This window comes from Actinoplanes sp. NPDC026670 (genome assembly GCF_040638175.1).
In the GTDB taxonomy this organism is placed as follows: domain Bacteria; phylum Actinomycetota; class Actinomycetes; order Mycobacteriales; family Micromonosporaceae; genus Actinoplanes.
Genome location: NZ_JBEZXU010000039.1, coordinates 74164 through 98650 on the forward strand (window position 1 = coordinate 74164; position 24487 = coordinate 98650).

The following is a 24487-nucleotide window of genomic DNA, read 5'->3' on the forward strand; positions in this document are numbered from 1 at the left end:
GCGGGATTGCCGCACGCGCTTCAGGGTAGGTGTGTCTTCGGTTGGGGTTCCTTGAGCTCCTGTAAATACCCCAGCATCGCGCTGACGAGGTTGAGTTGCTCGGTCGCTCGGCCGCGCCCTTCGGCTGCTTGCGCTCGAGCTCGGTCAGCCACCTGTCGAACTCGCTCGACCAGTCGATCAGCACTTCTAAAATATAGCATCAACAGCATATTGCTTCTTCCGGCTGTTGTGGGTGCCGTGTTGTGGATGGCGCGTCGGCGGCGGCATTCGCGCCCTTCCCGGGGTGGTTCGGCGGGGATAGCGTGGGCTGGTGGCAGTGAACGATGTCGATGCGGCTGAGGAGTGGCTCGACTCCTGGGCGTCGCAGGTGGATGCCCGCGCCCAGCGTGCTGTCGAGCTGTCCCGGCGGGTCGCATCGCTGACCGGGGTGGCCGACGGGCAGGACGGCGCGATCCGGGTGCGGGTCGGGTCGTCGGGGCAGGTGGAGTCGCTCGAACTCGACGACCGTGTGCAGGAGATCTCCGGTCCGCGGCTGGCGCGCGAGATCATGGCGGTGATCAGGCGGGCGCAGGCCGAGCTGTCGGCGCGGGTGGCCGAGCAGGTGCGGGCTACCGTCGGCGCCGACAGTGAGGCGGGGCGGGCCGTCATCGACTCGTTCGAGACCAGGTTTCCGGCACCGGGCGAACGATGATGCAATTCCCGGCCGAGGCGGTACGACAGCACGCGAACACGGTCGGCGCGGCCGCCGAGCAGATGGCCCTGGCCCGGTCGGCGATCCGTGCGGTCGGGATGGACCGGCAGGCGTACGGGCAGATCTGCCAGTTCCTGCCCGCCCTGCTGGATCCGCTGTTCGACAGCGCCGTGGACGTTCTGAGCGCCGCCGTCGACTCGCTTTCCGAGACGTCGTACCGGCTGCGGGCGACCGCCGAGGCGATCGAGGCGACCGATGTGGACAGCGCGCAGCGGATCGCCGATGTCCAGCCGTCATGAGCAATCCGCTGGTGGCGCGGGCACAGGACGCCACCGACTGGTCGACCGGGCTGGGCCTGGTCGAGGACGCCCGGCAGATCAGCGCCGGCATCCGCGACGACAGCTGGGTCGACGCCACCCTCGGCGGAGTCGGCGGGAGCCTGAACGCCCTGGCGGTGGCGGTGGACCCGCTCGGCACCCTGTTCGCCTGGGGCGTCGGCTGGCTGATGGAACATGTCCAGCCACTCCGTGACGCTCTCGATTGGCTGGCCGGCAAGCCTGACGAAATCGCCGCGCACGCGGCGACCTGGCGGAATGTCTCGGCCGCGGCCATGGAGACCCATCAGCGGTACGCGTCAGCGATCCGCACCCAGACCGCCGGCTGGCAGGGCGCCTCGGGCGACGCCTATCGAACCCACGCCGGCCGGCAACTGGCCGCGATCGACGGGATCGCGACGGCCACCAACGCCATCTCGTACGCGATCGAGGGCGCTGGACTACTCGTCGCCCTGGTCCGGGAGATCGTCCGGGACCTGATCGCCCAGTTCGTCGCGACGCTCGCCGTGCGGTTGCCGCAGTGGCTGGCCGCCGAGGGTGTGACGCTGGGCCTGGCCACACCGGTGGTGGCCGGACAGGTGGCCACCCTGGTCTCCCAGTGGGCCAACCGGATCCAGCACTTCATCCGGGCCCTGCTGAACAGCCTCCGCCACCTGAACACCAGACTCGCCGACCTCACCACCGTCCTGGCTCGTTTGAAGCAACTGCTCGGCCGCGATGCGGGCGCCGCGGACGGAGTGGCGCACGGTCTGTTCCGGGAGGGCGACGGAATCATCCGTAACGGCAGGAAGATCTTGATGAGTACGGACAACGTCCTGGCGATCGCGGACAAGTTCGGCATCGACATGCGTGGTGTCCAGTTCGATCTGGACAAGATCCGCCGAGGGAGCGGGCCGGGCCGGGAGTTCTTCGGAGTGACGATGCCGAACGGTTTGATCAAGCTTGCCCGCGACGCGTTCATGAGCGAGGAGCAGTTGGCCCGGACGCTGGCGCATGAGCGATTTCACCTCGATGAGCTGCGCGGTGGCATGAAGTATCCGTGGAGCGAGGCGGATCGCGCGGCTTCTGAGATCCGTGCCTACGCCCATGAGGAACAGTGGTGGCAGTCCAAGAAGCACTTACTCGATCCGGAGTAGATCTGACGATGCGTGAAATGACGGAGTCGAATCGCCGTTGGGAGGCGTGGTTCGACGCTTTTACGAGGATGAGGGACGCCTGGCCGGACCGGATCGAGGAGCTGTGCCCGGACGGTGACCAGGGGCGAATGCACATCACCTACACCGGAAGCCCGGAGACCAGGGTGGGATTCGCGACGATGTGGTGCGATGTCGGCCGCCACGGCATCTTCCTTCCTCGGGTCGGTATCCCCGAGGGTGCCGAGATGCTCGGCTTCGACGCGACGCCGGAACAGCGAGCCGCGGTCATTCCGAATATCACCCTGATCCCGACGGACCCCTACAGTCCGGATGACGAGTGAGGTCAGGTCTGGAAGGTCAGTGGTAGCACGTCCGGGCCGTGGGTGCCGATCGCCGGGCGCCAGGTCACCTTGCCGGTGATGGCCGGCGGGCCGAACCGGCGGGTCAGGATCGGGAGGGCCTCCTCCAGCTGGGCGTGGGCCAAGGCCGCGCCCAGGCAGTAGTGCGGTCCCGCCCCGAACTGGAGCAGCGGCGCGTCCCGTACCGCGGTGATGTCGAAGGCTCGCCCGCCCGGATAGGCCCGCGGATCGCGCTGGGCGGTCTGCACCGCCACCGTGACGAAAGCGCCCGCGGCGATCGGCTGGTCCCGGTAGGTGAAGTCCGTGATGGCCCGCCGGAAGACGCTGTTCGCGGACGGCCGCCACCGCATCGTCTCGGTGACCGCACGCCCGGCCAGGTCCGGCCGGTCCCGGAGCAGCGTCCACTGTGCCGGGTGTTCGGTGAACGAGACGAGCGCGTTCGAGATCTGGTGCCGGGTGTTGTCGTGTGCGCCGAAGACCAGCGTGACCAGCAGATTGCGCAGCTCCGGGCGGGAGACGGTCTCGTCGTCGCGCCAGGCGGCGACCATTCGCGAGATCAGGTCGTCGGCCGGGTGCTCGGCCTTCGTGTCGATCAGCCCGTCGATGTAGCCGTCGAGGCCGGCGACGGCCCGTTCGACCCGGTCCGCTGTGGCGCCGTCCGCGGCCAGCGAGAAGATCAGGCCGATGTCGCTGGACCAGACACTGAAGACGTCGTGGTCGGCGGCCGGCACCCCGAGCAGTTCGCTCATGACGGCGAGCGGCAGCCGGTTGGCGAAGGCGTCGACGAACTCGGTCTCGTCGGTGATCCCGTCCGCCAGCTCCTCGGTGGCCGCCCGGATGAACGGCCGCAGCAGGTCGACGGTCCGAGGTGTGAAGGACCGCCCGACCAGGCCACGGAGCCGTCTGTGGTCGGCGCCGTCCTGGTTGACGATCATCGGCACCCACCAGTCGTGGATCGGCCCGGCGGTGATGCCACTGCGTCGCAGATAGTCGTCGCCGCCGTGGTCGAGCCGGCGGTCGCGAAGCAGTTCCTGCGCCTCCGCGTGGCGCAGCACGAGCATTCCGAGTGGACTGTCGGCGAACCAGTCGGCGTCCTGGGCCGCGAACACTTCCGGTGCGGTGAAGGAGAAGTCCCCGTCGATGACATCGAGGTACGGCATTCACTGAGTGTGCCGTGCCGGTCACCAAGAGCGGAATGCCCGACGGGTCCCGGTACGTATCGGTGAACGTCGAACGTTCGGATGAGATCCGGTGCACATCGGGACCGCTAGTGTCTGGCCCGTGACGCGGAGCACGCTTGGTTCGACCACTTACGTACGGGCCACCGCCGCGGTCGCCGCGCTCGGCACCGTCTGGTGTGTGGCCTTCCTGACCGTCGGCGCCGGCCTCGAAGCGATCGCGTACGTCTTCGTGCCGATAGGTGGCGCGCTCGCCGCTGCCTCCGTCCGTCCACTGACGACAGCCGTGGATCCGGTGGCCAGACGGTTCTGGCGGGGCGTCCTGATCGCCGTCGCCCTGATCACCGCCGGTTACGGCTGGCTGGCCGTGGACATGCTCACCCACGCCGAACAGGCCCGGACCCGCAGCATGTCGGCCCCGGCGGCGGCCCTCACCGCGATCGGTTTCCTGGTCGCGTTCGTGGCGCTGGCCCGGGTGCCGGTCGCCGCGTCGGGTGGCGCCGAGCGGTGGCGGATGACCCTGGACCGGATGATCGCGTTCCTCGGCTGCGCGGCAGTGCTCTGGTACGTCGGCCTGGCCCCGATGCTGTCCGCCCGTGAACCGTGGAGCCGGCAGGCGATGCTGCTGGTCGGACTGGGTCTGCTGGTCGCGGTGGGCGCGGCGACGAAGGTGTCGTACATCGTCGGCGGCCCGGTCGACCGGGTGGCGATCCGGCTGGTCGCGGCCGGTGGCGGGGTCCCGGCCGGCGCGGTGTCGGTGCTGGCCGTGCAGTTCGGATACATCGCGAGCGTCCCGGCCCAGGCGATCGTGATGCCGCTGGCGCCGGTGCTGGTCACGCTGGGCGTCGCCGCTCAGGGACGGGCCGACCGGGCGCCGCGTCGCTACCCGGCCCGGCACGGTGTGCTGCTGCCGTACCTCGCCATGATCCTGGTCGATGTGCCGCTCGTCGCGGTCGCCTTCGGCGCGCCGCTGCGCTGGCCGGTGCGGGTGGTCCTGATCGCCGCGGTCGTGGTGACCGCGCTGGTCATGGTCCGGCAGTACCTCGCCTCCCGGGAGAACGCCCGGCTGCTGCGGACCGCGCGGACGCAGGAGGAACGCCTTCAGCACGAGGTCAGCCACGACGGGCTGACCGGGCTGGCGAACCGGGCGCTGTTCCGTGACCGGCTCACCGCCGCGCTCTCCGCGGACCGGCCCGCGGCGGTGCTGCTGATCGACCTCGACGATTTCAAAACCGTCAACGACCTGCTCGGCCACGGCGTCGGAGACAGGCTTCTGGTCGCGGTCGCGGATCGGCTGCGGGCCGCGGTCGGCGACGAGCATCTGGCGGTACGGGTGGGCGGCGACGAGTTCGCTGTGCTCCTGACCGGGGCCGGCGCCGTGCCCGAGGAACTGGCCCGTAGCCTGCTGGCCGTGTTCGCCGAGCCGATCAGCGAGCACCGCCTGCTGGTGCAGGCCAGCATCGGCGCCGCGGTGGCCGCGCCCGGCTCCACCGTGGACTCGGTGCTGCGGGACGCCGACGTCGCCGTGTTCACCGCCAAGCAGCGGGGCAAGGCCGGGTTCGTGCGCTATGTGGACGGCATGGGCGAGCCGGTCCTGGCTCACATGCAGCTCGGCGGCGAGTTGCGGCGGGCGCTGGACCAGAACGAGTTCCGGGTCGTCTACCAGCCGATCGTGCGGCTGGACTGCAACCGGGTGATCGGCGTCGAGGCCCTGGTCCGCTGGCACCACCCGGTCCGCGGGCTGGTCAGCCCGGCCGATTTCATCCCGGCCGCCGAACGGACCGGCCTGATCGTGCCGCTGGGCCGGTTCGTGCTGCGCGAGACCTGTCGGCAGGCGGCCGCGTGGCTCGCCGAGTTCGGACCGGACGGGCTGGCCGAGACCGGACTGAACGTGTCGGCCCGCCAGCTCCATGACCCCGACTTCGTGGCGGATGTGGCGGCCGCGCTCTCCGACAGTGGTCTGCCCTGTGAACGGCTGGTCCTCGAAGTGACCGAGTCGGCGGTGCTGCGCGGCCAGCAGGTGTCCCGGGCGCTCTACGACCTGGACCGGATGGGCATCCGGCTGGCTCTCGACGACTTCGGCACCGGCGAGTCGTCGCTGAGCCTGCTGCGCGCCTTCCCGGCGGCGATCGTCAAGCTGGACAAGTCCTTCGTGGACGGCATCGAGATCGACGACGGCCATCCGGCGGCGGCCGACGCCAGGCAGGCGGTGGCCCGCGCGGTGATCCAGCTCGCGCGGGCGCTCGGCCTGGACACGGTCGCCGAGGGGATCGAGAGCCCGGAACAGGTGGCCGCCCTCCTCGATCTCGGTTACACCGTGGGCCAGGGCTACTACCTGGGCGAGCCGATGACCGCCGACGCCGTGTCGGGCCTGCTGGCGGTCCAGGTGCGGGCGGCCGAGGAGGCCCGGGAGATCAGCCCGGCCCGGGAGATCAGCCCGGGCCGGGAGGCCAGAGCCGCCCGGCCGGCCGGTTGACGACGGCGGCGGTCATCCGAACGGGGTCCCGGGGCGCCTCGATGGTCCCGGGTCTCATACGGTTTGCGGCGTGCATCCAGTCAACTCTCTCGCCGCCCATCTGCGGACCCTCGGTCAGGACCAGCTCACCGCCCTGGTGACGATCCGGCGGGACGTGACGATCGACCCACCGCCGAAGACCGCCGCGGAGGTCGCCGGCCGGCTGCTGCAACCGTCGTCGCTGACGGTCGCCTGCTCGCTGCTGACATTGCCGCAGCTCCAGGTGGCCGAGGTCGCCGCGGCACTGGACCACTCGTGTGACACCGCTCGAATCGCGGCGCTGGTGGGCGTACCGGATGATGATGTTGATCTTCTTGCGGCGCTGGACCGGCTCACCGGCCTCGCCCTGCTGTGGCCGGAAGCCGGCGGTCTCGCCGCCGGGCATCTCTCCGAGGTCTTCCCGGCCCCGCTGGATCTCGGGCCCGGCGCCGCCCAGCTGTACGGCACGCTCCCCCTGCCCGAACTGCGCCGGCTCGCCAAGCTCCACGGCCTTTCGACCACCAACCTGGGCAAAGTCGAACTCGTCGAGAGGCTGGCCCGCAAGGTCGCGAAGCCGGAGACCGTCCGCCGGATCGCCGCGGCGGCGCCGCCCGACGTCCGTGAGCGGCTCGCCGAGCTGGCCCGGCAGCCGACGTCGCTGCTCGACCGGGGCGGGATCAGCTTCGGCGTGCCGGGGCCGCCCCTGCCGTGGGCGATCGAGCGCGGTCTCGTCGTCCAGTCGATGTGGGGCGGCAGCCTGATGCCACGTGAGGTGGCGCTCGCCCTGCGCGGCGACGGCACGGCCCCGTTCGACGCGCGCCCGCCCGGACTCGTGCTCACCCCGATCGCCGCCGAAACCGTCGCGCGGGAGGCGGCCGCCGCCGCGGCACAGACCCTGGCCGCGGTCAGCGCGGTCGTCGAGTGCCTGAGCAGCGGCCCGGTCCCGCTGCTCAAGTCCGGTGGTCTGGGCGTGCGGGAGCTGCGCAAGATCGCCCGGGCCGCCGGGCAGGACGAGGACCGGGCCCGCCTCACCCTCGAACTGGTCACCGCCGGTGGGCTCGTCGAAGCCTCCGACGCCGGGCTCACCCCGGGTGCCGCCTACGACGAGTTCGCCGCCGGTGACCCCGCCGGCCAGTTGCTCGAGCTCGTCGACGACTGGCTGACCATGCCGGCCTGCCCGCTCGCCCCGCCCGAGGACGCCGGCCCGCCGGCACGGCTCCTCTACTGGAATGAGCACGAGGAATATGTCCTGGCCTCGTTGCGGGGGCTGTTCCTGCGTACCGTCGTCGACGCCGTGCCCGCCGGCCGGGCCGCCGCGCCCGCCGCGCTCGCCGAACGGATCGCCTGGCAGGGGCCGTTCATCAGTGCCCAGGCCGGTGACGAGCTGGAACGGTATGTCACCGGGATCTGGCAGGAGGCGCACCGGCTCGGCCTGCTCGCCCACGGCGCCCCCTCGGACCTGTGCCGGGCCCGGCTGTCCGGCGGCGGCGTCGACGCCACCCGCCCGGAGGCCGAGGCGATGGTGCCGCGGGCCCTCGACGCGGTCCTGCTCCAGAACGACCTGACCGCCGTCGTCACCGGCACACCGTCGGCCGCGCTGCTCGCCCTGCTCGACGGCGTCGCCACCCCGGAATCCCGCAGCGGGGCCTGGATCTGGCGGTTCTCCCCGGGCAGTGTGCGCGCGGCCTTCGACGCCGGGCACAGCGCGGAGGGCATCCTCGCCCGGCTCACCGAGGTGGCCGAGGGCGGGCGGGTGCCGCAGACCCTCGGCTACCTGATCGACGACGTCGCCCGCCGGTACGGGCACGTCCAGGTCCGCCCGGCCGGCTGCTGCCTGTGCAGCGAGGACGAGACGCTGCTCACCGAGATCCTCAACACCCGTGCGCTGAGGACTCTCGCACTGGCCCGGCTCGCCCCGACCGTCCTGGTCAGCGCGAAACCGCCGGCTGAGACGCTGGCTGCGTTGCGGGCCGCCGGATACGCCCCGGCGAGCCTGAGCTCCGACGGCAGCCCGGCCATCGAGATCCGCCAGCGGCGGCGGGCCGCCCCGGCACCCGACGATTACGTCGACGACTTCCCGACCCTGCACGACCCGGCGGCCATCGCCCGCACCGCGCTCGGCGGCCGCTGATGTCATACCGGCGCGGCCTGGGATGACGGGACTCGGTGGAACTGCACCTTCTGCGCCTGGCCGGTGACCGGTATGTGCCGGTTGTGGTCGCCGGGCCCGGTCAGGAGCTGATCTCGGAGGAGCCGTTCCCGTTCACGCTGGAGGTCGCGTCCCTCCTGGGACGTCGTCGCCGCTGACAGGCGTGCGCCAGCGGTCCAGGACCCGGTCGATGGCGGGGCGGATCCGGAGGCGGGCCTCGTCCCGGGGGACTCCGGACATCAGCAGGTCGTCGTAGTCGGTGTCCTCGTGGCGGATCGAGGCGATCACCGCGCGGGTCACCGCGTCCGGGTCGAAGGCCCGCCCGGCGGCGCTGCGGCCGACCCGGCCGCTGCCCCGGATGCTGGTGTGGCGGCTGATCTCGTCGGCTCGGGCCGCCGGGCAGCCGGGGAACAGTTCGGCGATCTGCCCGGCCAGCCGCTCCTGGAACACCTCGTCGGCGGCCTCACGCCGGACCCGGTCGCGTTCGCGGCGGCGGGCCCGGACCTCCTCGTCGGACAGGCACTGCTGTTCGGCCTGTTCGACGGCGGACTGTTCGACCAGCAGCCCCTGACGTTCGTGCCGGCCGCGGGAGCGGTTGAACCGGACCACCACGGCGGACAGCCGGCTGGCCTGCTTGGCGCGCCTGGTGAGGGCCGCGTCGCCGGACGGCAGGAACACCAGGTGGTCGAGATCGGCGCAGGTCAGGCAGTGCGGCCCGGCATCCTCCATGATCAGCATGCCGTCGTCGTCGGTGGCGCAGCCGGCGCAGGTGAACGGCTTGGCCGGCATCACCACGACCAGGTCCGGGGGTTTGCTCTGCCGGGTGGTCAGCCGGGCCCGCTGGCTGTCGGTGAGGTCGGCGGCCAGCCAGTGGGTGCGGTACGCCGTCTCGCGCTCCGGGTCGCCGCCGGCGGTGAACCGGAGCGGCCGCCGATCACGGGTGGCGGACACGTAGTCGATCTCGCCGGGGCGCAGGCCACGGCTGTCCACCCAGCGGCGGAACACCTCCAGCGCGTCGGCGATCCGGTCCGGCGCGACGACCGCGACCGACTCCAGGTCCGGTACGCGGCCCTGCCGCCACTCGGTGACCCGGCCGGGTGGCAGCCAGCCCATCCCGGTCAGCACGTCGAGCACGCTGACCTGACGCTGCCGGGTCAGCGCCTCCTCGGCCGCGGCGACCACCCGTCGTTCCAGTTTGGTGACGACCTGCATGGCCGGATGTTATCCGCCCAGCCGGCGCACCGTGGTGAGCAGCAGGCGCCAGAAGGCGTCCACGTCGAGGCCGACCGCGACGTCCACGTTCGACGGCCGGCCGGTGCGGCGGTGCAGGTCGACGACGGTGGCGCCCCGGGTGTACGCCCCGGCCAGCTCCACCGAGACGGGCGCGGCGACGGTCCGCACGATCGACGGCTCGAGCACCCGGGCCACCGCGATCGGGTCGTGCACGGGCGGATGCTCGAACCCGAACACCCGGTGGTACGTGGCGGCGAAGAACGTCATCAGCTCCGCGCAGATCCCGCCGAGCCGGGTGCCCATCGCCCGGAACCCGTCGATGACCTCGCCGGTGGCCAGCGCCTGGTGGGTGACGTTCAGGCCGATCATGGTCAGCGGCAGCCCGGACCGGAGCACGATGTCGGCCGCCTCCGGGTCGGTGACGATGTTGAACTCCCCGTACGGCGTGGTGTTGCCCCGCTCGGTGGAACCGCCCATGAAGACGATCCGCCGGATCCCGGGCGACACCTCGGGGTGGCGGCGCAGCAGCAGCGCCACGTTGGTCAGCGGCCCGGTCGCGACCACGGTGACCGGGCCGTCGGCGCCGGTGATCAGCCGCCGCATCAGCTCGACCGCGTGCACCCCCACCGGCTCGGCGACCGGTCCGTCCAGGTCGGGCCCGTCGAGACCGGAGGCGCCGTGGATGTCCTCGGCCACGTTCAGCTCACCGACCAGGGGCCGGTCACATCCGGCGGCGACCGGCACGTCGTGGGCCCCGGCCAGCGCGAGGACCCGCAGCGCGTTCCGGGTCGTCTTCTCCAGGGTCTGGTTGCCGGCGACCGTGGTGACGCCGAGCAGCCGGGCCCGCGGGTCGCCGGCCGCCAGCAGCAGCGCCAGCGCGTCGTCGTGTCCCGGGTCGCAGTCGACGATCATCCGGCCGGGCGGTGCTCGATCAGCCCGACCAGGTTGCCTTCGGTGTCGCGTACGAAGGCGTGCACCTCCTCGGCGCCGGCCGGCCCGAGCCGGTCGTCCTGATGCGTGAAGATCACGTGCGGTTCGCTCTCGATCGTCGTGCCGTCCGCCCGCAGCCGTTCGACCGTGGCCGCGACATCGTCGACCAGGTAGTAGTGCAGGGCCGGCGGGGCGCCCCGGTCGAGGAGCAGGCGCAGCCCGTCCAGGTCGAAGAAGACCAGCCCCGGCGGGTCGAACGACGCGACCGGCGGCGCGCCGAGGAGGTCGGTGTAGAAGGCGGTGGCGCGCGGCAGGTCCGCGGCGTGCTGGGCGATCTGTACGGCTCGCACGATCGGATGACTCCCTCGTCGGACGGCGGTGGCTAGGGTGGCGCGGTGACGTCATGGAGCGCACCCTCAGCCTCGCACGCACCGCTGGAATGGACACCTGACGACACCGATCCCGGTGATCACCGGGACGGTCTGATCGTCACCGGATGGCTGCGTTCGGTGCTGCCTCCGCGGCGTGGCGGGCTCCGCACCCCGATCCGGCCGCTGCCCGGCGTCGACGAGGCGTGGGCCGGGCTGCGGCACGCGATCTGGGCGCAGGACCGGGCGATCCGCGACAAGTCGAACGAGCCGTCCCGGGTGTGGGAGTTCGTCACCTCCAGCACCGCGGCGGACCGGACGCTCGGCGGGCGGCTGCTCGACCCGGCGACCCGGATCGGTTCGGAGGCCGACGACATCGCGCTGGTCCGGGCGGTCCGTGAGCGGTTCCAGTACCTCGACGAGAACATCGACGACCGGCTGGCCGATTTCCTGGTCGCCGCGCACGGGCTGGCCGAGGCGTGCCGGCGGGCCGTCCTCGGGTTCCACACCGACCTGCCGTACGTCGGCGCCGGGCTCTTCGGGCGGCTCCGGGAGCTGCTGGTGGCCGCCGACGACACGACCTACGCGCAGGCCCGGGACGTGCTGCTGGACGTCCGGGACCGGATGGCCGAGCAGCTCAGCGGCAACACCCGGGCCGATCTGTTCTGGGCGGTCAGTTTCCTGCTGCCGGTCGGGCCGCAGTCCGGCGACGTGGAGCGCGCCGCCCACGCCGAGGCGATGCGGAACGTCGGCGAGTTCGGCAACTTCAACGTGCACGCGTCCGGGCTGGCGTCCGGCGGCCTGGACACCCTGGACCGGTTCCTGCACACCAACCGGAAGGTGCGGCACGAGTTCTTCGGCGCCACCGGCCCGCGGCTCTACCTGGCCGGGATGCTGGACATCGCGGGCGCCGAGGTGGGGCCGGTGCTGAGCCGGATGCGGCCGGCCTACCCGTTCCACGACGACGCCTACTACAACGGGCTGTGGTGCACCCTGCTCGCGCACGTCGACCACGACGCGGCCCGGGCGGCGCTGGCCGAGGAACGGGACGCCGGTCACGCGTGGGCGACCGGCTTCACCGAGGTCAAGGAACGGGAGCTGCCGGGCGTACCGGATGGATCGCCCTGTGCTTATCAGCCGCCGGAGGCGGCGCGGCCGACGTGGCTGGACGTGGCCGTGCCGGTCGAACCGGTCCTGCGCTTCCGGGACGCCGAGCGCGAGGCCGCCGAGCAGGCCGGCGTCTACGAGGACGCCATCCAGTGGGACGGCGTGCCGATCAGCCGCTGCGACACCGCCGCCGTGACCGCCTGGCTGGAGCACCGGGAGCACTTCGCGATCCCGACGCCGCTGACCGCGCTCGCCCTCGCGCCGGAGTGGACGCACGAGCGGCTGATGGCGCTCGGCTTCTCGAACTTCCACTACTGGGTGAGCCGGCTGGCCCCGATGCTGCTGCTCCGGCACGGGATGAGCCACGTCGCGCCGCTGCTCGGCGCGTTCGAGGACCGCAACAGCGTCGAAGCCGCGCTGGAGGCCGCGCAGCCGGTCGGGCACCCGTCGCTGGCCGCGCCGATCGCCCGCGCCTTCGCCGGCAAGAAGCAGCGCCGCCCGGCCCGGTCCTGGCTGCTGCGGCACCCGGAGCACGCGGCGGCCGGAACCGTCGCGCTGTGGACCGCCGACCCGGACGACGACGCGACCGGGCGGGTGCTGCGCTACCTCGACACGCAGGGTCACCGTGCGCTGCTGCTCACCCAGGCCGGCGACCGCGCCGCCGAACTGACCGCGTTCCTCGACCGCGACCCGCTCGACGCCCCGAAGGCGAAGAAGCCGAAGATCCCCCGATACCTCACCGCCCAGCCGCTGCCGCCGCTGACCAGTGCCTCCGGCGGTCAGGCCACCCCCGACGATCAAGACCATTTTCTGGTACGGCTGGCAAGCTGCAACACCGATGAGGTCCATCCGGCGGTGCTCGCCGCACGGAACCGCTGGACCGCGTCGTCACGGGCGGTGTTCGCCGACGCGCTGTTCGACCGCTGGGTGGCCGCCGGCGCGCCCGCCGCCGAAGGCTGGTGCATGCAGGCCGTCGGCCTGATCGGCGACGACGCCGGCGCCCGCCGCATCGCGACCCATGCCCGCCAGTGGGCCGGCACCCCGGCCGCCGCCCGCGCCCAGGCGGCCCTCGACGCGCTGCGGCACCGGGGCACCGACGCGGCCCTGATAGAGCTGAGCCTGCTCGCTGAACGGTCCCGGTTCCCGGTGTTCAAGAGTGTCGCCAGGGGCCACATCGAGGCGATCGCCGACCTGCGCGGCCTCACCTCGGACGAGCTCGCCGACCGGCTCGTGCCGCTGCTCGGCCTCGACGACGAGGGCGGCGACCGGGTCGAGGTCGACGCCGGGACCTTCCGGATCGCCTTCGACGAACGCCTCCTGCCGGTGCTCCGCGACGAGACCGGCCGGATCCTCGCCGACCTGCCGAAACCGGGCCGTGGCGCGGACAAGGTCAAGCAGAAAGCGGCCAAGGACCGGCTGACCGCCCTGCGCAAGGAGGCCCGCTCGTCGGCGTCGCTGCACGTGGCCCGCCTGGAACGGGCGATGTGCGCGCAGCGGCGGATCCCGGCCGAGATCTTCCTCGACCGGTTCGCCGGCCACCCGTGGATGACCCACCTGGCCCAGCGCCTGGTCTGGGGCGTCCACTCTTCGGACACTCTCGCCGGCACCGTTCGAGTCGCCGAGGACGGCACTCTCGCGGACGCCGCCGACGAGCCGGTGACCCTCGCCGACGGGACGAGCGTGAGCGTCCTGCATCCGCTCGACTTCCCGGCCGGCGCGCTGGCCGAATGGGCCGGGGTGTTCGCCGACTACCAGCTGCTCCAGCCGTTCGCGCAGCTCGACCGCCCGGTCTACCGGGACGTCACCGACCTGGACCGGTTCGAGGGCCGCAAGACCACCTACGCGGTCCTGCGTGGTCTCGAACGGCACGGCTGGACCCGCTGGTACGACGCAGCCGTGCAGATGGCCAAACCGCTCGCCGGCGGCGCCTGGGCGATCCTCGACACCGACCCCGGCTGGCACGCCTCCGACACCGTCGACTCGGCGCTGCCGCAGACCGTCACCGGGGTCACCCTGTTCCGCTCCGGCGTCACCCTCGGCGACCTGCCGGCTGTGGTCTTCTCCGAGCTGGTCCACGATCTGCGCGTGCTGGACTGAGCAGCACCCGCAGCAGCCGGCCCGGCGCCAGCAGGTGACCGGGCCCGGCCAGCATGTTCGACACCCGCAGGAACGCCGCCCCGAGATCGGCATCGTGGACGGCGGCGGCCCGGTAACGCTGGAGGTAGGCGTTCAACGGCCGGTCGAGGGCCCGGCGCGGGCCCTCGACCTGCGGGAACCGGAGATCGGTGGCGGTCGCCATCGACCACGGGACGTCCACCAGGCGGGCCGCGCGGGTGAACCACCGGCCCGCCCCGGCCGTCCGGGCCAGCGCGGCCGCCTGCAACGCGGCGACGGTGATCCCCTGGCCGTAGATCGGGTTGAAACTGCACATCGCGTCACCGAGCGTGACCAGCCCGTCCGGGAGCCGGCGCATCCGCTCGTAGTGGCGCCGCACGCTGGCCGGGAACCGCATCCGCACCGGATCGTCGAGCGGTTCCGCGACCCGCAGGAAGTCCCTGATCTCCGGCCCCGGCAGCGACTCGGCGAACGCGGTCACCCCGGCGTCGTCGGCCGGCGGCTCGGCGCCGAGGATCCCACCGAGGAACAGCACCACCCGGTCACCCTCCTGCCGGATCGTGACGCCGGTGCGCGGCATCCCCGGGTACGGCGCGTTGATCACGGCGAACGGGAGGAGATCCGGCTCGTACCGGAAATGGCGGGTCGTGTAGACCACGTCGGTGCGCACCGACGTGACCGGCACCGCGCCGTACCCCAGTTCGTGCAGCCAGTGCGGCAGGCGGCTGGCCCGGCCCCCGGCGTCGACGACCAGGCCGGCCCCGATCGTGCCGTCCCCGGTCCGGACGCCGCACACCCGCCCGCCGCGCAGCAGCAGCCCGGTCACCTCGGCGGCGCCGGCGAGCGTCACGTTCGGCAGCGCCCGTACCCGCTCCCGGACCAGGTGCTCCAGCAGCGGCCGGGTCACCCCGTAGACGGGCATCGACGACGGCGCCCGGCGCATCTGGCGCCCGTCCAGATACCAGTGACAGTCGTCCTGGAGGTCGCCGGCCGGCACTCCGGCCCGCAGCATCTCCGCCACGAACCCGGGGAACAACTCGTCCAGGACCATGCTGCCCCGGGCGAGCAGCGCATGCGCCTGCCGGCTCTGCGGAACCCCGCGCCGAGCCGCCGCACCCTCCGGGAGCCGATCCCGTTCGAGCACGGTGACCTGCTCGAACGCCTCACTGAGAGCCCGCGCCGCAAGCAGCCCGCCGACGCTGCCCCCGATGACCACCGCATGTTCCACTCCCCGGATGATCCCGGCGCCCCCGCACTCCGGCGCCCGTTTCCCCCACCGGTCAGGCTCCCGGCTGAATCTCCGCCGGCGGGCATCCTTGCCGATCTTGGGCCGACCGGCTCTCGCCGCTGTCCCGGCATGCGTGAGAAAGCGGTGAGAGCCGGTTTGCGAGATCTGTGAGGGCTGGTGTCCGGCGGCGGCTTCGAAGATGCGGCCGTTTTGCCGGCTTATGCGGCGGTTGGGTTTCGGGTGGTCCGTGCGGTTCCGGTGTTTCCCTTCGAAGTGCCGCGGATCTTGCACGGTTTTGCCCGCCCGCGGCGATCTTGCACGGTTCTTCAGGTCCTGGGGTGGGTCTTCGTGCAAGGTCCACATCCTGGCGTGGACCTTGCGCGAGTTTCCCCGCCGGGGCGTGGAGATGTCTGCAAGATCGGCCCTGGGGTGCAGATTCGTGCAAGATCGACCCGGGTGTGTCCTCGTGCGGGATCGGCCGGAGATGCGTGCTCGTGCAAGATCGGCTCATAGGGCAGGTCGGTACCCGAGCGGTCAGCCCTCCGGAGTGACCCTGATGGTTGCTTAAGACAACCTCGCTACCAGCGTAAACGTGTGCCCTCTGTCGCCATCGCGCGGCGTTGTCTCGAGGTCTTCGTTGGCGGAGACGCCCGGGAGGCGGCCTGTTGTGCCGCTGAGCGCCTGGCTGTGGCCGGGAAGGGGCGCTCGACGTGTCCGGGCCGAGGAAGTCGACTTGGCCGGGAAGGTGTCTCTTTGCGTACAGCAACCCCTGTTCTTGATGGGGCTCGATAGCATCTCTGGTTCTACGGCAACGGATGAGGGGGGACCGTGGCGCGTCTCCAGCAGGGATTACGCAAGGCGGCCAGTGCTGTCGCGGAGGGGGCGGATCCCCGGGCGGTGGCGGTCGAGGAGGCACGCCGGCTCGGCAAGGCGGTGGCCTCGGGGCAGCTGGATCTCGGGGTGGACCCGGTCGATTTCCCGGCGGCCCGCGATCTCGGCGGCAGCATCGACACCGTCATGGAGCAGCGGATGGTTCCGCTCGACGAGGCGGGGGAGGTGCTCAACCGCAGCGAGCTGCGCCGGCAGGACGGCGAGCAGGTGCACGTCATCTGCCCGATGGTGATCCCGCGCGGGCGGTCGCTGGTGACCATGCTGCCGGTGCTGCTGCTCCCGGTGATCGGGGTGGCGGCGGCCGCGGCGATCGGCGTGGCCGGCGGTGACGTGCTGACCAACCCGTATTTCGGCGTGCACTACTGGGTGCTGTCGCTGCTGGCGGTGGGCTTCGTCTGGTGGCGGCAGGGGATGGTGATGGTGCCGGACGGCTGTGCCGCGCTGATCACCCGGTTCGGCAAGCTGGAGCAGGTGGTCGGCCCGGGCCGGATCATCCTGCTGAACCCGTGGAAGCGGGTGTCGTACATCCTGAACACCACCCGGGAGTACCCGTTCAACGCCCCGGTCCGGGAGGCGCCGACGAAGGGCGGGGTGAAGGCGTCGATCGACCTGTTCATCCAGTTCCGGATCAGTGACCCGGTGGAGTTCGTCTACACGCTCGGCGCGGTCCGCGGTTTCGAGGAGAAACTCGGCAACGCGGTCAGCGAGACGATCCGCAGCCTGATCTACGAGCAGTCGGCGGCGGACATCTACAACATGGTCGGCGAGGAGACGGGCCGGCTGCTGGACCAGCTGAACCAGCAGTTCCGTCCGGCGGTGGAGCTGACCAACGCGAACATCACGCACGCCGAGCCGTCCGATCGCAAGTACCGGATGGACCTGGCCGCGCCGGAGATGGTGCGGGTGGCGAAGGACGCCTACACCCACGAGTACGCGTTGCAGCTACGCAAGGAGCAGGACGAGGGCGACCTGATCAAGGAGCTGGCCAGCCTGCAGGAGACGCTGTCGGCGATCCAGGCGGACATCGCGCAGTACCAGGCGCAGATGGACACCGCCCTGGAACGGGAGACGAACCGGGCCGAGGCGGTGGCCCGGCAGCGCTACATCCTGGCCGAGTCGGAGGCGAAGGCGAACGCCGCGCTGCTGGAGGCGCAGGCCCTGGACATCCGGGCGGTGACGGTGGCCGAGGCGCCGGAGATCCTGGAGTACCGCTACCAGCGTGAGGTGCTGGACCGCCTGGAGGAGGTGGCCGGGCACCTGCCGCGGCTGGTCCGGATCGGCGGTTCGGCCGACCCGAACGGCTCGGTCGGCATCGACCTGCTTCAGCTGGCCCGGGAGATGGTCGGCGAGCGGGGCAGCGAGCTGTTCACCGAGGCCGACATGGCGGCCATGCGCACCCGGCTGGCCGAGGTCGCGCAGCGGATCGCCGATCGCGAGGAAGAGATCAACGCGTTGCGGCACACCGACCAGCCGGCCGTCGCGGTGGTTGCGGTCGAGGACCAGGAGGACCAGGCATGAGTACGGCTACCAAAGGCCGTAGTTCGACCATCTCCGAGGTGGTCGCGCCGTGGAGCGACGTGGCCCGGCTGCTGCGCGGCGGCGAGGCCGGCACCCTGGTCCCGGTCGTCATCCCGAAGCATCGCCGCCGCCTCGGCTGGCTCGCCCCGCTCTGGCTCGGGCTGCTCGCGCTGCTGTCCGGGGTGATGTTCTCGATCAACGGCGACGCCGGTTTCTTCGGCGTCCTGGCGTACCTCTCCGGCGGCCTGTTCCTGCTGATCGGCGCGCTGTGGTGGTGGCGCAGCTCGATCGTGGAGATCGAGCAGGGCACGAACGGGGTGCTGACCAGGTACGGCGCGGTCAGCCGCACCCTGGACCCGGGCCGGCACTACCTGTGGCACCCGTGGTCGCGGGTCGCGTTCGTGGTGGACGTGGCGACCGAGATCCCGTATTCGGCGCCGGTGATGGCCTGCCCGACCCGGGAGAACGTGCCGCTGCGTTCGATCGAGTTCTTCCTGAAGCTGCGGATCACCGACGCCGTCCTGTTCGTGCGGACGATCGGCGCCGGCAACTTCGACCTGGTGCTGTCCAGCGCCGTGCAGGACGCGATCCGGCAGCGGGCCCGGATGGTGCAGACCGAGCGGGCGTACGACCTGCGCGGCTCGGACGTGGCCGACATGCAGGATCTGCTGAACCGGCAGCTGGACCGGTATGGCGTACGGATCACCGGTTGCAACATCCCGGACGTGCAGCTGCCCGCCCAGTACCAGCAGCACATCGCCACCCGGGAGCGGGTCGCGAAGGAGAGCACCGCCTACGAGCAGGAGTGGGGCCTGACCCGCAAGCGCCGGATCGACCAGTTGCAGATGGACATCGAGCGGGCGAAGAAGGTGCGTGACGCCCGGATCGTCGAGGTCAAGGCGTCTCTGAACAAGGCCCGGGAGCAGGTCGCCCAGCTGCTGGAGGAGCAGGAGACGAACGCGCAGCGGGTGAAGTTCGAGATCGAGACGCGGGGCCGCAGCGGCCTGATCGCGGCCGAGAACGAGGCGAAGGCGCAGCGCCGGCTGGCCCAGGCCTACCGGGACAACCGGGCCGTCCTCCAGTACGAGCTGGCGCTGCGCCGGCTCGAGGTGGGCGCCGAGCTGGCCGGGCAGGCGCCGCAGCCACTGGTGGTGCGTACCGACGGCGCCGGTGGCGCGGACACCTCGGCGCTGGCCACTCTGCTGGCCGCCCAGATGCTGCCGCGCCCGGGCGCGCTGCCCGCAGCGGAACGCCCGGCCGGACCGGTTGGCAACGACGCCGCTTGATGCGATTGTCGACCGATGATCGACGATGCGTATCTCTGGCTGGAATCTCTCGACGAGCCCGAGGCGGCCCGGTGGGTCGCGGAGCGCAACGGCGAGACACTGGCCGCCTTCGCGGACGAGGAGTTCGTGCGCACCCGGGACGAGATCCGGGAGGTCCTGGACAGCCGGGACCGGATCTCGTTCCCGGGCTGGCGCGGTGACGGCTTCTACTACTCGTTCTGGCAGGACGCCGACCACCCGCGGGGCCTGTGGCGGCGGACCACCGCCGAGCAGTACAGGCTGGACGAGCCGGAGTGGGACGTTCTGCTCGACGTCGACGCCCTGAACGAGCTGGAGGGCGAGAACTGGACGTGGAGCGACGTCACGGTGCTGCGCCCCGGGAACGAGCGCTGCCTGATCAGCCTGGCCCGGGGCGGCTCGGACGCCTCGGTGGTCCGCGAGTTCGACCTGGTCCGCCGGGTCTTCGTGGCGGACGGGTTCACCCTGCCGGAGGCGAAGAGCGACGTCGACTGGATCGACGCGGACCATATCTTCGTCGGCACCGACTTCGGGCCGGGGTCGCTGACGTCGTCCGGTTATCCGCGGATCGCGAAGCGGTGGCGGCGCGGCACCCCGCTGTCCGAGGCGGAGACCGTCTTTGAGGGGGCGGCCGACGACATCCTGGTGCGGGCCTACCACGACACGACCGAGGGGTTCGAACGCGACCTGGTGATCAGGTGGCCGACCTTCTTCACCCGCGAGTACCACGTCCGGGTGCCGGGCGGCCAGCTGGAGCGGATCGACGTGCCCGAGGACGCCGACTGCGAGGTGCACCGGGAGTGGATGCTGGTCCGGGTCCGGTCGCCGTGGACGGTCGGCGGGGTGACCCATCCGGCCGGGGCGCTGCTGGCTGCCAGGTTCGGCCGGCGTGACTTCACCGTGCTGTTCCGGCCGGACGAGCGCACCTCCCTCAACGGCTGGTCGTGGACCCGTAACCACCTGCTGCTGGTCACCATGACCGACGTCCGGACCGAGGCGCACGTGCTCACCCCGGGCGATCCGGGGTGGACCCGGCAGGCGCTGCCGGCGGCCGGCGAGTTCGCCCAGACGTGGATCGTCGAGACCGATCCGGATCGCGATGACTCGTACCTGATCGCGGCCGAGGGTTTTCTGCTGCCGACGACGCTGAGCCTGGGCACGGTCGGCGGCCCGGTCGAGGTCCTCAAACGGCAGCCGGCCTTCTTCGACACGAGCGGGCTGGAGGTGCGGCAGTTCTTCGCGGTCTCGGCCGACGGCACGCGGGTGCCGTACTTCGTGGCCGGTGGTGAGAAACCCGGTCCGGCGCTGCTCAGTGGCTACGGCGGGTTCGAGGTCCCGCTGACGCCCGGCTACGACGCGGTGATCGGGCGGGGCTGGCTGGCCCGGGGTGGCGCCTACGCGGTCGCCAACATCCGGGGCGGCGGCGAGTACGGCCCGGCCTGGCACCGGGCCGCGTTGCGGGAGAACCGGCTGCGGGCCTACGAGGACTTCGCCGCGGTCGCCGCCGACCTGGTGGCGCGCGGGATCACCACCCCGGAGCAGCTCGGCATCAAGGGCGGCAGCAACGGCGGCCTGCTGATGGGCGTGATGCTGACCCGCTATCCGGAGCTGTTCGGCGCGGTGGTGGCCACCGTGCCGTTGCTCGACATGCGGCGCTACACCAGGCTGCTGGCCGGAAAATCCTGGATCGCGGAGTACGGGGACCCGGACGTCGCCGCCGACTGGGAGTTCCTGCGCGAGTACTCGCCGTACCAGAACGTCCGGCCCGACGGCGTGTACCCGCCGGTGCTGTTCTCCACCTCGACCCGCGACGACCGGGTGCATCCGGGGCACGCCCGAAAGATGGCGGCCCTGATGCGCGAGCACGGGCACGAGGTCGCCTACCACGAGAACGTGGAGGGTGGGCATGCCGGCGCGGCCGACAATGATCAGGCCGCGACGATCCGGGCGCTGATGCTGGAGTTCCTCTGGCGCAAGCTGGCCCGCTGACCGTGCGGCTGCTGACCTTCAACACGCTGTTCCGCGGTGACGTCCGGCCCCGGCTGCGGGTGCTCGGCCCGCGCCTGGACCGGGGCGGCTATGACGTGGTCTGTCTGCAGGAGGTGATGTACCGGCGGAACGCGAACCTGATCCGCGACCTGGCCCCGGGCCTGCGGCACTCCGCGTACTCCGGATCGGTCCTGCTCGAGGGTGGTCTGGTGGTGCTTTCCCGGTGGCCGATCGTGACCAGCGAGTTCGTGCGCTACCCGAGGACCGGCCCGGCCCGCCCGGAGTTCCTGATGCGCAAGGGCGCGCTGATCACCACGATCGCCACCGGCGACGGCGAGGTCGTCGTGGTGGACACGCATCTGTCGGCGCGCCTCGACGACCGCTTCACCGCCGTGCTCCGGTCCGAATTCGATCATCTCGCTGGGCGGCTCGCGGCGATCGACCCGGCGACGCCGCTGGTGGTGGCCGGCGACCTGAACGTGTCCCGGACGTCGTCGCTGCTCACCGGCTTCCTGACGGCGGCCGGGCTGCGCGACGTGCTGGCCGGCGACCCCCGGCCGACCTTCCGGCCGGCGCCTGACTGGCCGTCGCCGACCGCGCTCGACCACGTTCTGGTCCGGGCGGTGCCGCGGGCCGGGGCCCGGCTGGTCTTCGACGAGGAGGTACGCCTGGCCGACGGCCGCCCCGCGTATCTCTCCGACCACTACGCGGTCGAGGCGGACCTCACGTGGTGAACAGCACCGCCCGGGCGTCCACGTTGACGATGTGACCGCCGCCGAGCGGCGCGACCGGGCGGCGCCAGTGCACGTGCCCGCACAGGGTCAGCGCCGGTGGGCGGCGTTCCAGCAGGTCGCGTAGCGCGGGCCGGCCGGGCTGGTCGGGGCCGGTGCCACGCGGGCCCTCGTGCAGGAGCAGCACGTCCGGCGGGGGCGTGGTGATCGCCTCCACCGTGCTCAGGAACGCTTCCTCCGTACGGCGGAAAGGTTTTGCAGGGTCTCCGATGACCCCGCTGACACCCGCGACGGTGAGGTCGCCGTGACCGTGCCGGGCGCCGTCGAGCAGGGCGACGCCGGGGCCGAGCCGGTTCACGCCGCCGGTGACCAGGTCGTGGTTTCCGGCGATGCCGAGGACCGCCGGGCTGCCGGCGGCGAAGGCCGCCCACACCTCGTGCACGTCGCCCGATGCGCCGCGCAGGTCGGCGTTCGGCGCCGAATAGAGATCGCCGGTGAGCAGCACAGTCAGGTCGCCGGGTGGCGGCAGCAGGCCGCTGCCGGCCCAGAGCCGCAGGTAGGCGGCGAGGGCGACGCCGAGCAGCACGGGTTTCCCGTCATCCGGCGAGACGGCGATGCCCTGGAGATCGCCGGTGGCGAGCAGCCCCGCGCAACCGGTGGGCAGAGCGTCGACGCGGAGGCTCTCGACGGCGAGTTGAAGGGTCCGGGTGGTCCCGCCCGGGCCGGCCGCCCGGTAGGGGATCGTCGCGAGCCGCTTCAGCGGGTCGTCCAGCAGGCGCATGTCGCTCTTTCCGTCGGCTGATCAGGTCGACAGTCATCGAATCGTGGTTTGTGGATCACTGCAACCGATCTGGCCGCCCGGCGCCTCCGCGGGGTGAAAAACGCCCTCGCCACAGGCGGGCCCGCGGGCGGCCGGTCGATCCTGGACGGGGCCACCGAGTTTGCGCGGCAACCGGACGGCAACGCCGGACCCGGCCCGGGCGGAGGGGGAGTACGGGAACCGGGCCGGCCGGCAACCCGCTCGCAACGTCCGAAGTGGGGGGCACCCGGTTTGCAACCACCTTGCCATCAGCCGGAAGCTCCAGGAACCGACGCCGGAGCCGAATGAGAGGTCACCCCCGAAAAGCAACCCTGCGAGAGGCATCGATCCCCCCATGAGCAGCTTCCGCGTTCGCGCCGCAGTCTTTGCCTCCTCCGTTCTGATGAGCCTCGGTCTTGCCGAAGCGCCCGCGTTCGCGGCGGGGGAGGCTCCCACCATGACGGACCGGATGACCGCGGTGCAGAGCGCGAAGTCGCTCAACTACTACCCGTCGGACGCCGGCTGGTCGGCGATGTGGACCGGGTTCGACCCCGTCCGGATCGACGCCGACCTGGCCAAGGTCGCCGCGCTGGGCGCCGACAACGTCCGGGTGATCGTCTTCCCGCAGGCGTTCGGCTGGCCCGCCCCGAAGCCGGAGTACGCCGAGAAGCTGCGCAAGTTCGTCAGCATCGCCGACGCGCACGGCCTCACCGTCAAGGTCACCCTGTTCGACTGGTGGTCCGGCTACAACGAGGTCGGCAACAGCGTCAACTGGGCCAAGTCGGTCCTCGGGCCGTACGTGGACGACCCCCGCGTCATCGCCGTCGAGCTGAAGAACGAGTTCCAGCCCGGCGACACCGCCGCGGTCAACTGGGTCAAGCAGGTCATCCCGGCGATCCGCGGGTGGGCCCCGAACCTGCCGCTCACCCTCTCGGTCGACGGCGGCACCGGCGCGACCGGCATGTCGCAGATCAAGTCGTCGCTGACCGCCACCCCGCTCGACTACTACGACTTCCACTTCTACGGCTCCTCGGAGCGGGCGCTCGCCGAGATCCGCAAGGCGCAGGCCGCTGTCGCCCCGTCGCCGGTCGTGATCGGCGAGACGGGCATCAGCAGCGCCGTGGTCAGCGAGGGCGAGCAGGGCGCCTACCTGGCCCGGGTGTTCCGGGCCGCGGCCCAGGCCGGTGTCGGCTCGGTGTCGCCGTGGACGCTCAACGACTTCGCGAGCGGCGCCATCCCGCCCAACTCGCAGGTCTCGACGATGCCGGCGCAGTACAAGTTCGGCCTCTACCGGGCCGACGGCACCGCGAAGTTCGCCGCCTCGGTGGTGAGCAACTGGTGGAACAACGGCGTGGTCCCGAACAGCCTGCTCAACCTCGGTTTCGAGGCGGCCGCGAGCGACTCGCCGTGGCGGCTCGCCAACGCCGACGCGGGCGCCCCGGTGATCGTCACCGACGTGGCCCGCTCCGGTGCGAAGTCGGCCCGCTTCGCCGGCACCACCCGTACCGCGGCCGGCCTGCCGTCGATGGTCACCTCGCCGATCACGCCCGTCCAGGCCGGCTACCGCTGGCGCGCCGAGGCGTACGCCCGTGGCGTGAACGCGACCGGCATCACCGAGATCGCGCTGAGCTGGTTCGACGTCAACGGCAAGTGGATCAGCCAGAACACCTCGAACCGTCTGCCGGCCGGCAACTCGTCCTGGACCAAGCTGGTCGTCGAGGCGGCCGCCCCGGCCGGGGCCACGAGCGTCCAGCTGCACCTCAAGTCGGGTGACAACACCGGCACCGTCTGGTTCGACGACGTGGCCGTCTCCTGACCCCTGGGGAAGGGAACACGGGCGGGGGGGGGGGCGGGGCCCGCCCCCCCCCGCCGGGCCGGCCCGCGCCACCCCACCCCCCGGGGGCCCCCCAGGGCCCCCCCCCACCCGGAGGG

At 71.9% G+C, this 24487-nt stretch carries 19 protein-coding genes; 13 read left to right on the forward strand and 6 right to left on the reverse strand.

The features are described from left to right. Nucleotides 1–310 precede the first annotated feature (310 nt). From AB0E94_RS32450 to AB0E94_RS32465, 4 genes are read left to right on the forward strand one after another with little or no spacing between them, the layout of a single operon-like run. Nucleotides 311–691, forward strand: coding sequence for a YbaB/EbfC family nucleoid-associated protein (locus AB0E94_RS32450; protein ID WP_360334149.1), 381 nt, complete (start codon nt 311–313; stop codon nt 689–691). After that, nucleotides 688–990 (forward strand): type VII secretion target, encoded by a 303-nt coding sequence (locus tag AB0E94_RS32455; RefSeq protein ID WP_360334152.1) that lies wholly within the window; start codon nt 688–690, stop codon nt 988–990. The genes AB0E94_RS32450 and AB0E94_RS32455 overlap by 4 nt, the downstream gene beginning before the upstream one ends. Then, a complete protein-coding gene (locus AB0E94_RS32460) occupies nt 987–2162 on the forward strand; it encodes a hypothetical protein (protein WP_360334155.1) in 1176 nt (391 codons plus the stop codon). The genes AB0E94_RS32455 and AB0E94_RS32460 overlap by 4 nt, the downstream gene beginning before the upstream one ends. Nucleotides 2163–2179: 17 nt before the next feature. Beyond that, nucleotides 2180–2503: a hypothetical protein gene (locus AB0E94_RS32465; RefSeq protein WP_360334158.1), complete on the forward strand. Its 324-nt coding sequence runs from the start codon at nt 2180–2182 to the stop codon at nt 2501–2503. Between the two features lie 2 nt (nt 2504–2505). Here AB0E94_RS32465 and AB0E94_RS32470 read toward each other — a convergent pair whose 3' ends face one another. Beyond that, on the reverse strand, nt 2506–3681 hold the full coding sequence (locus AB0E94_RS32470; RefSeq protein ID WP_360334161.1) for a cytochrome P450: 1176 nt from the start codon (nt 3679–3681) through the stop codon (nt 2506–2508). A gap of 121 nt (nt 3682–3802) precedes the next feature. Between AB0E94_RS32470 and AB0E94_RS32475 the strand changes: the two genes are divergently transcribed. From AB0E94_RS32475 to AB0E94_RS32485, 3 genes are all read left to right on the forward strand, one after another. Then, nucleotides 3803–6175, forward strand: coding sequence for a bifunctional diguanylate cyclase/phosphodiesterase (locus tag AB0E94_RS32475; protein ID WP_360334164.1), 2373 nt, complete (start codon nt 3803–3805; stop codon nt 6173–6175). A gap of 70 nt (nt 6176–6245) precedes the next feature. Continuing rightward, nucleotides 6246–8324, forward strand: a complete 2079-nt coding sequence (locus AB0E94_RS32480; RefSeq protein ID WP_360334167.1) for a helicase-associated domain-containing protein — start codon at nt 6246–6248, stop codon at nt 8322–8324. Nucleotides 8325–8359: 35 nt separating this feature from the next. Further along, complete coding sequence (locus tag AB0E94_RS32485; RefSeq protein WP_360334170.1) at nt 8360–8500, forward strand: hypothetical protein; 141 nt, start codon at nt 8360–8362, stop codon at nt 8498–8500. Here AB0E94_RS32485 and AB0E94_RS32490 read toward each other — a convergent pair. The 3 genes from AB0E94_RS32490 to AB0E94_RS32500 are packed head-to-tail and all read right to left on the reverse strand — an operon-like array spanning nt 8457 to nt 10855. Beyond that, nucleotides 8457–9554, reverse strand: coding sequence for a DUF2293 domain-containing protein (locus AB0E94_RS32490; protein WP_360334173.1), 1098 nt, complete (start codon nt 9552–9554; stop codon nt 8457–8459). The two genes, AB0E94_RS32485 and AB0E94_RS32490, sit on opposite strands and share 44 nt — an antisense overlap. 9 nt (nt 9555–9563) lie before the next feature. Further along, nucleotides 9564–10487: a nucleoside hydrolase gene (locus tag AB0E94_RS32495; protein ID WP_360334176.1), complete on the reverse strand. Its 924-nt coding sequence runs from the start codon at nt 10485–10487 to the stop codon at nt 9564–9566. Further along, nucleotides 10484–10855, reverse strand: a complete 372-nt coding sequence (locus tag AB0E94_RS32500) for a VOC family protein (protein ID WP_360334179.1) — start codon at nt 10853–10855, stop codon at nt 10484–10486. The genes AB0E94_RS32495 and AB0E94_RS32500 overlap by 4 nt, the downstream gene beginning before the upstream one ends. Before the next feature lie 45 nt (nt 10856–10900). On the opposite strand from AB0E94_RS32500, the gene AB0E94_RS32505 reads away from it, so the two are divergent. Next, nucleotides 10901–14077, forward strand: a complete 3177-nt coding sequence (locus AB0E94_RS32505) for a DUF4132 domain-containing protein (RefSeq protein WP_360334182.1) — start codon at nt 10901–10903, stop codon at nt 14075–14077. Here AB0E94_RS32505 and AB0E94_RS32510 read toward each other — a convergent pair. Then, nucleotides 14010–15323, reverse strand: a complete 1314-nt coding sequence (locus tag AB0E94_RS32510; RefSeq protein WP_360334184.1) for a squalene monooxygenase — start codon at nt 15321–15323, stop codon at nt 14010–14012. The two genes, AB0E94_RS32505 and AB0E94_RS32510, sit on opposite strands and share 68 nt — an antisense overlap. 828 nt (nt 15324–16151) lie before the next feature. Between AB0E94_RS32510 and AB0E94_RS32515 the strand changes: the two genes are divergently transcribed. From AB0E94_RS32515 to AB0E94_RS32530, 4 genes are read left to right on the forward strand one after another with little or no spacing between them, the layout of a single operon-like run. Then, nucleotides 16152–17732 (forward strand): SPFH domain-containing protein, encoded by a 1581-nt coding sequence (locus tag AB0E94_RS32515; protein ID WP_360334187.1) that lies wholly within the window; start codon nt 16152–16154, stop codon nt 17730–17732. Then, nucleotides 17729–19018 (forward strand): SPFH domain-containing protein, encoded by a 1290-nt coding sequence (locus tag AB0E94_RS32520; protein WP_360334190.1) that lies wholly within the window; start codon nt 17729–17731, stop codon nt 19016–19018. The genes AB0E94_RS32515 and AB0E94_RS32520 overlap by 4 nt, the downstream gene beginning before the upstream one ends. Before the next feature lie 15 nt (nt 19019–19033). Beyond that, on the forward strand, nt 19034–21025 hold the full coding sequence (locus tag AB0E94_RS32525) for a prolyl oligopeptidase family serine peptidase (RefSeq protein WP_360334193.1): 1992 nt from the start codon (nt 19034–19036) through the stop codon (nt 21023–21025). A 2-nt stretch (nt 21026–21027) separates the two neighbouring features. Beyond that, a complete protein-coding gene (locus tag AB0E94_RS32530; RefSeq protein ID WP_360334196.1) occupies nt 21028–21759 on the forward strand; it encodes an endonuclease/exonuclease/phosphatase family protein in 732 nt (243 codons plus the stop codon). On the opposite strand, the gene AB0E94_RS32535 is transcribed toward AB0E94_RS32530, so the two are convergent. Beyond that, nucleotides 21749–22537, reverse strand: a complete 789-nt coding sequence (locus AB0E94_RS32535; RefSeq protein WP_360334199.1) for a metallophosphoesterase — start codon at nt 22535–22537, stop codon at nt 21749–21751. The genes AB0E94_RS32530 and AB0E94_RS32535 overlap by 11 nt on opposite strands. 475 nt (nt 22538–23012) lie before the next feature. Here AB0E94_RS32535 and AB0E94_RS32540 point away from each other — a divergent pair, with 475 nt between their 5' ends. Beyond that, entirely contained in the window at nt 23013–24371 is a 1359-nt protein-coding gene (locus AB0E94_RS32540; protein ID WP_360334202.1) for a glycosyl hydrolase, read from the forward strand. The last annotated feature ends 116 nt before the right edge of the window (nt 24372–24487 follow it).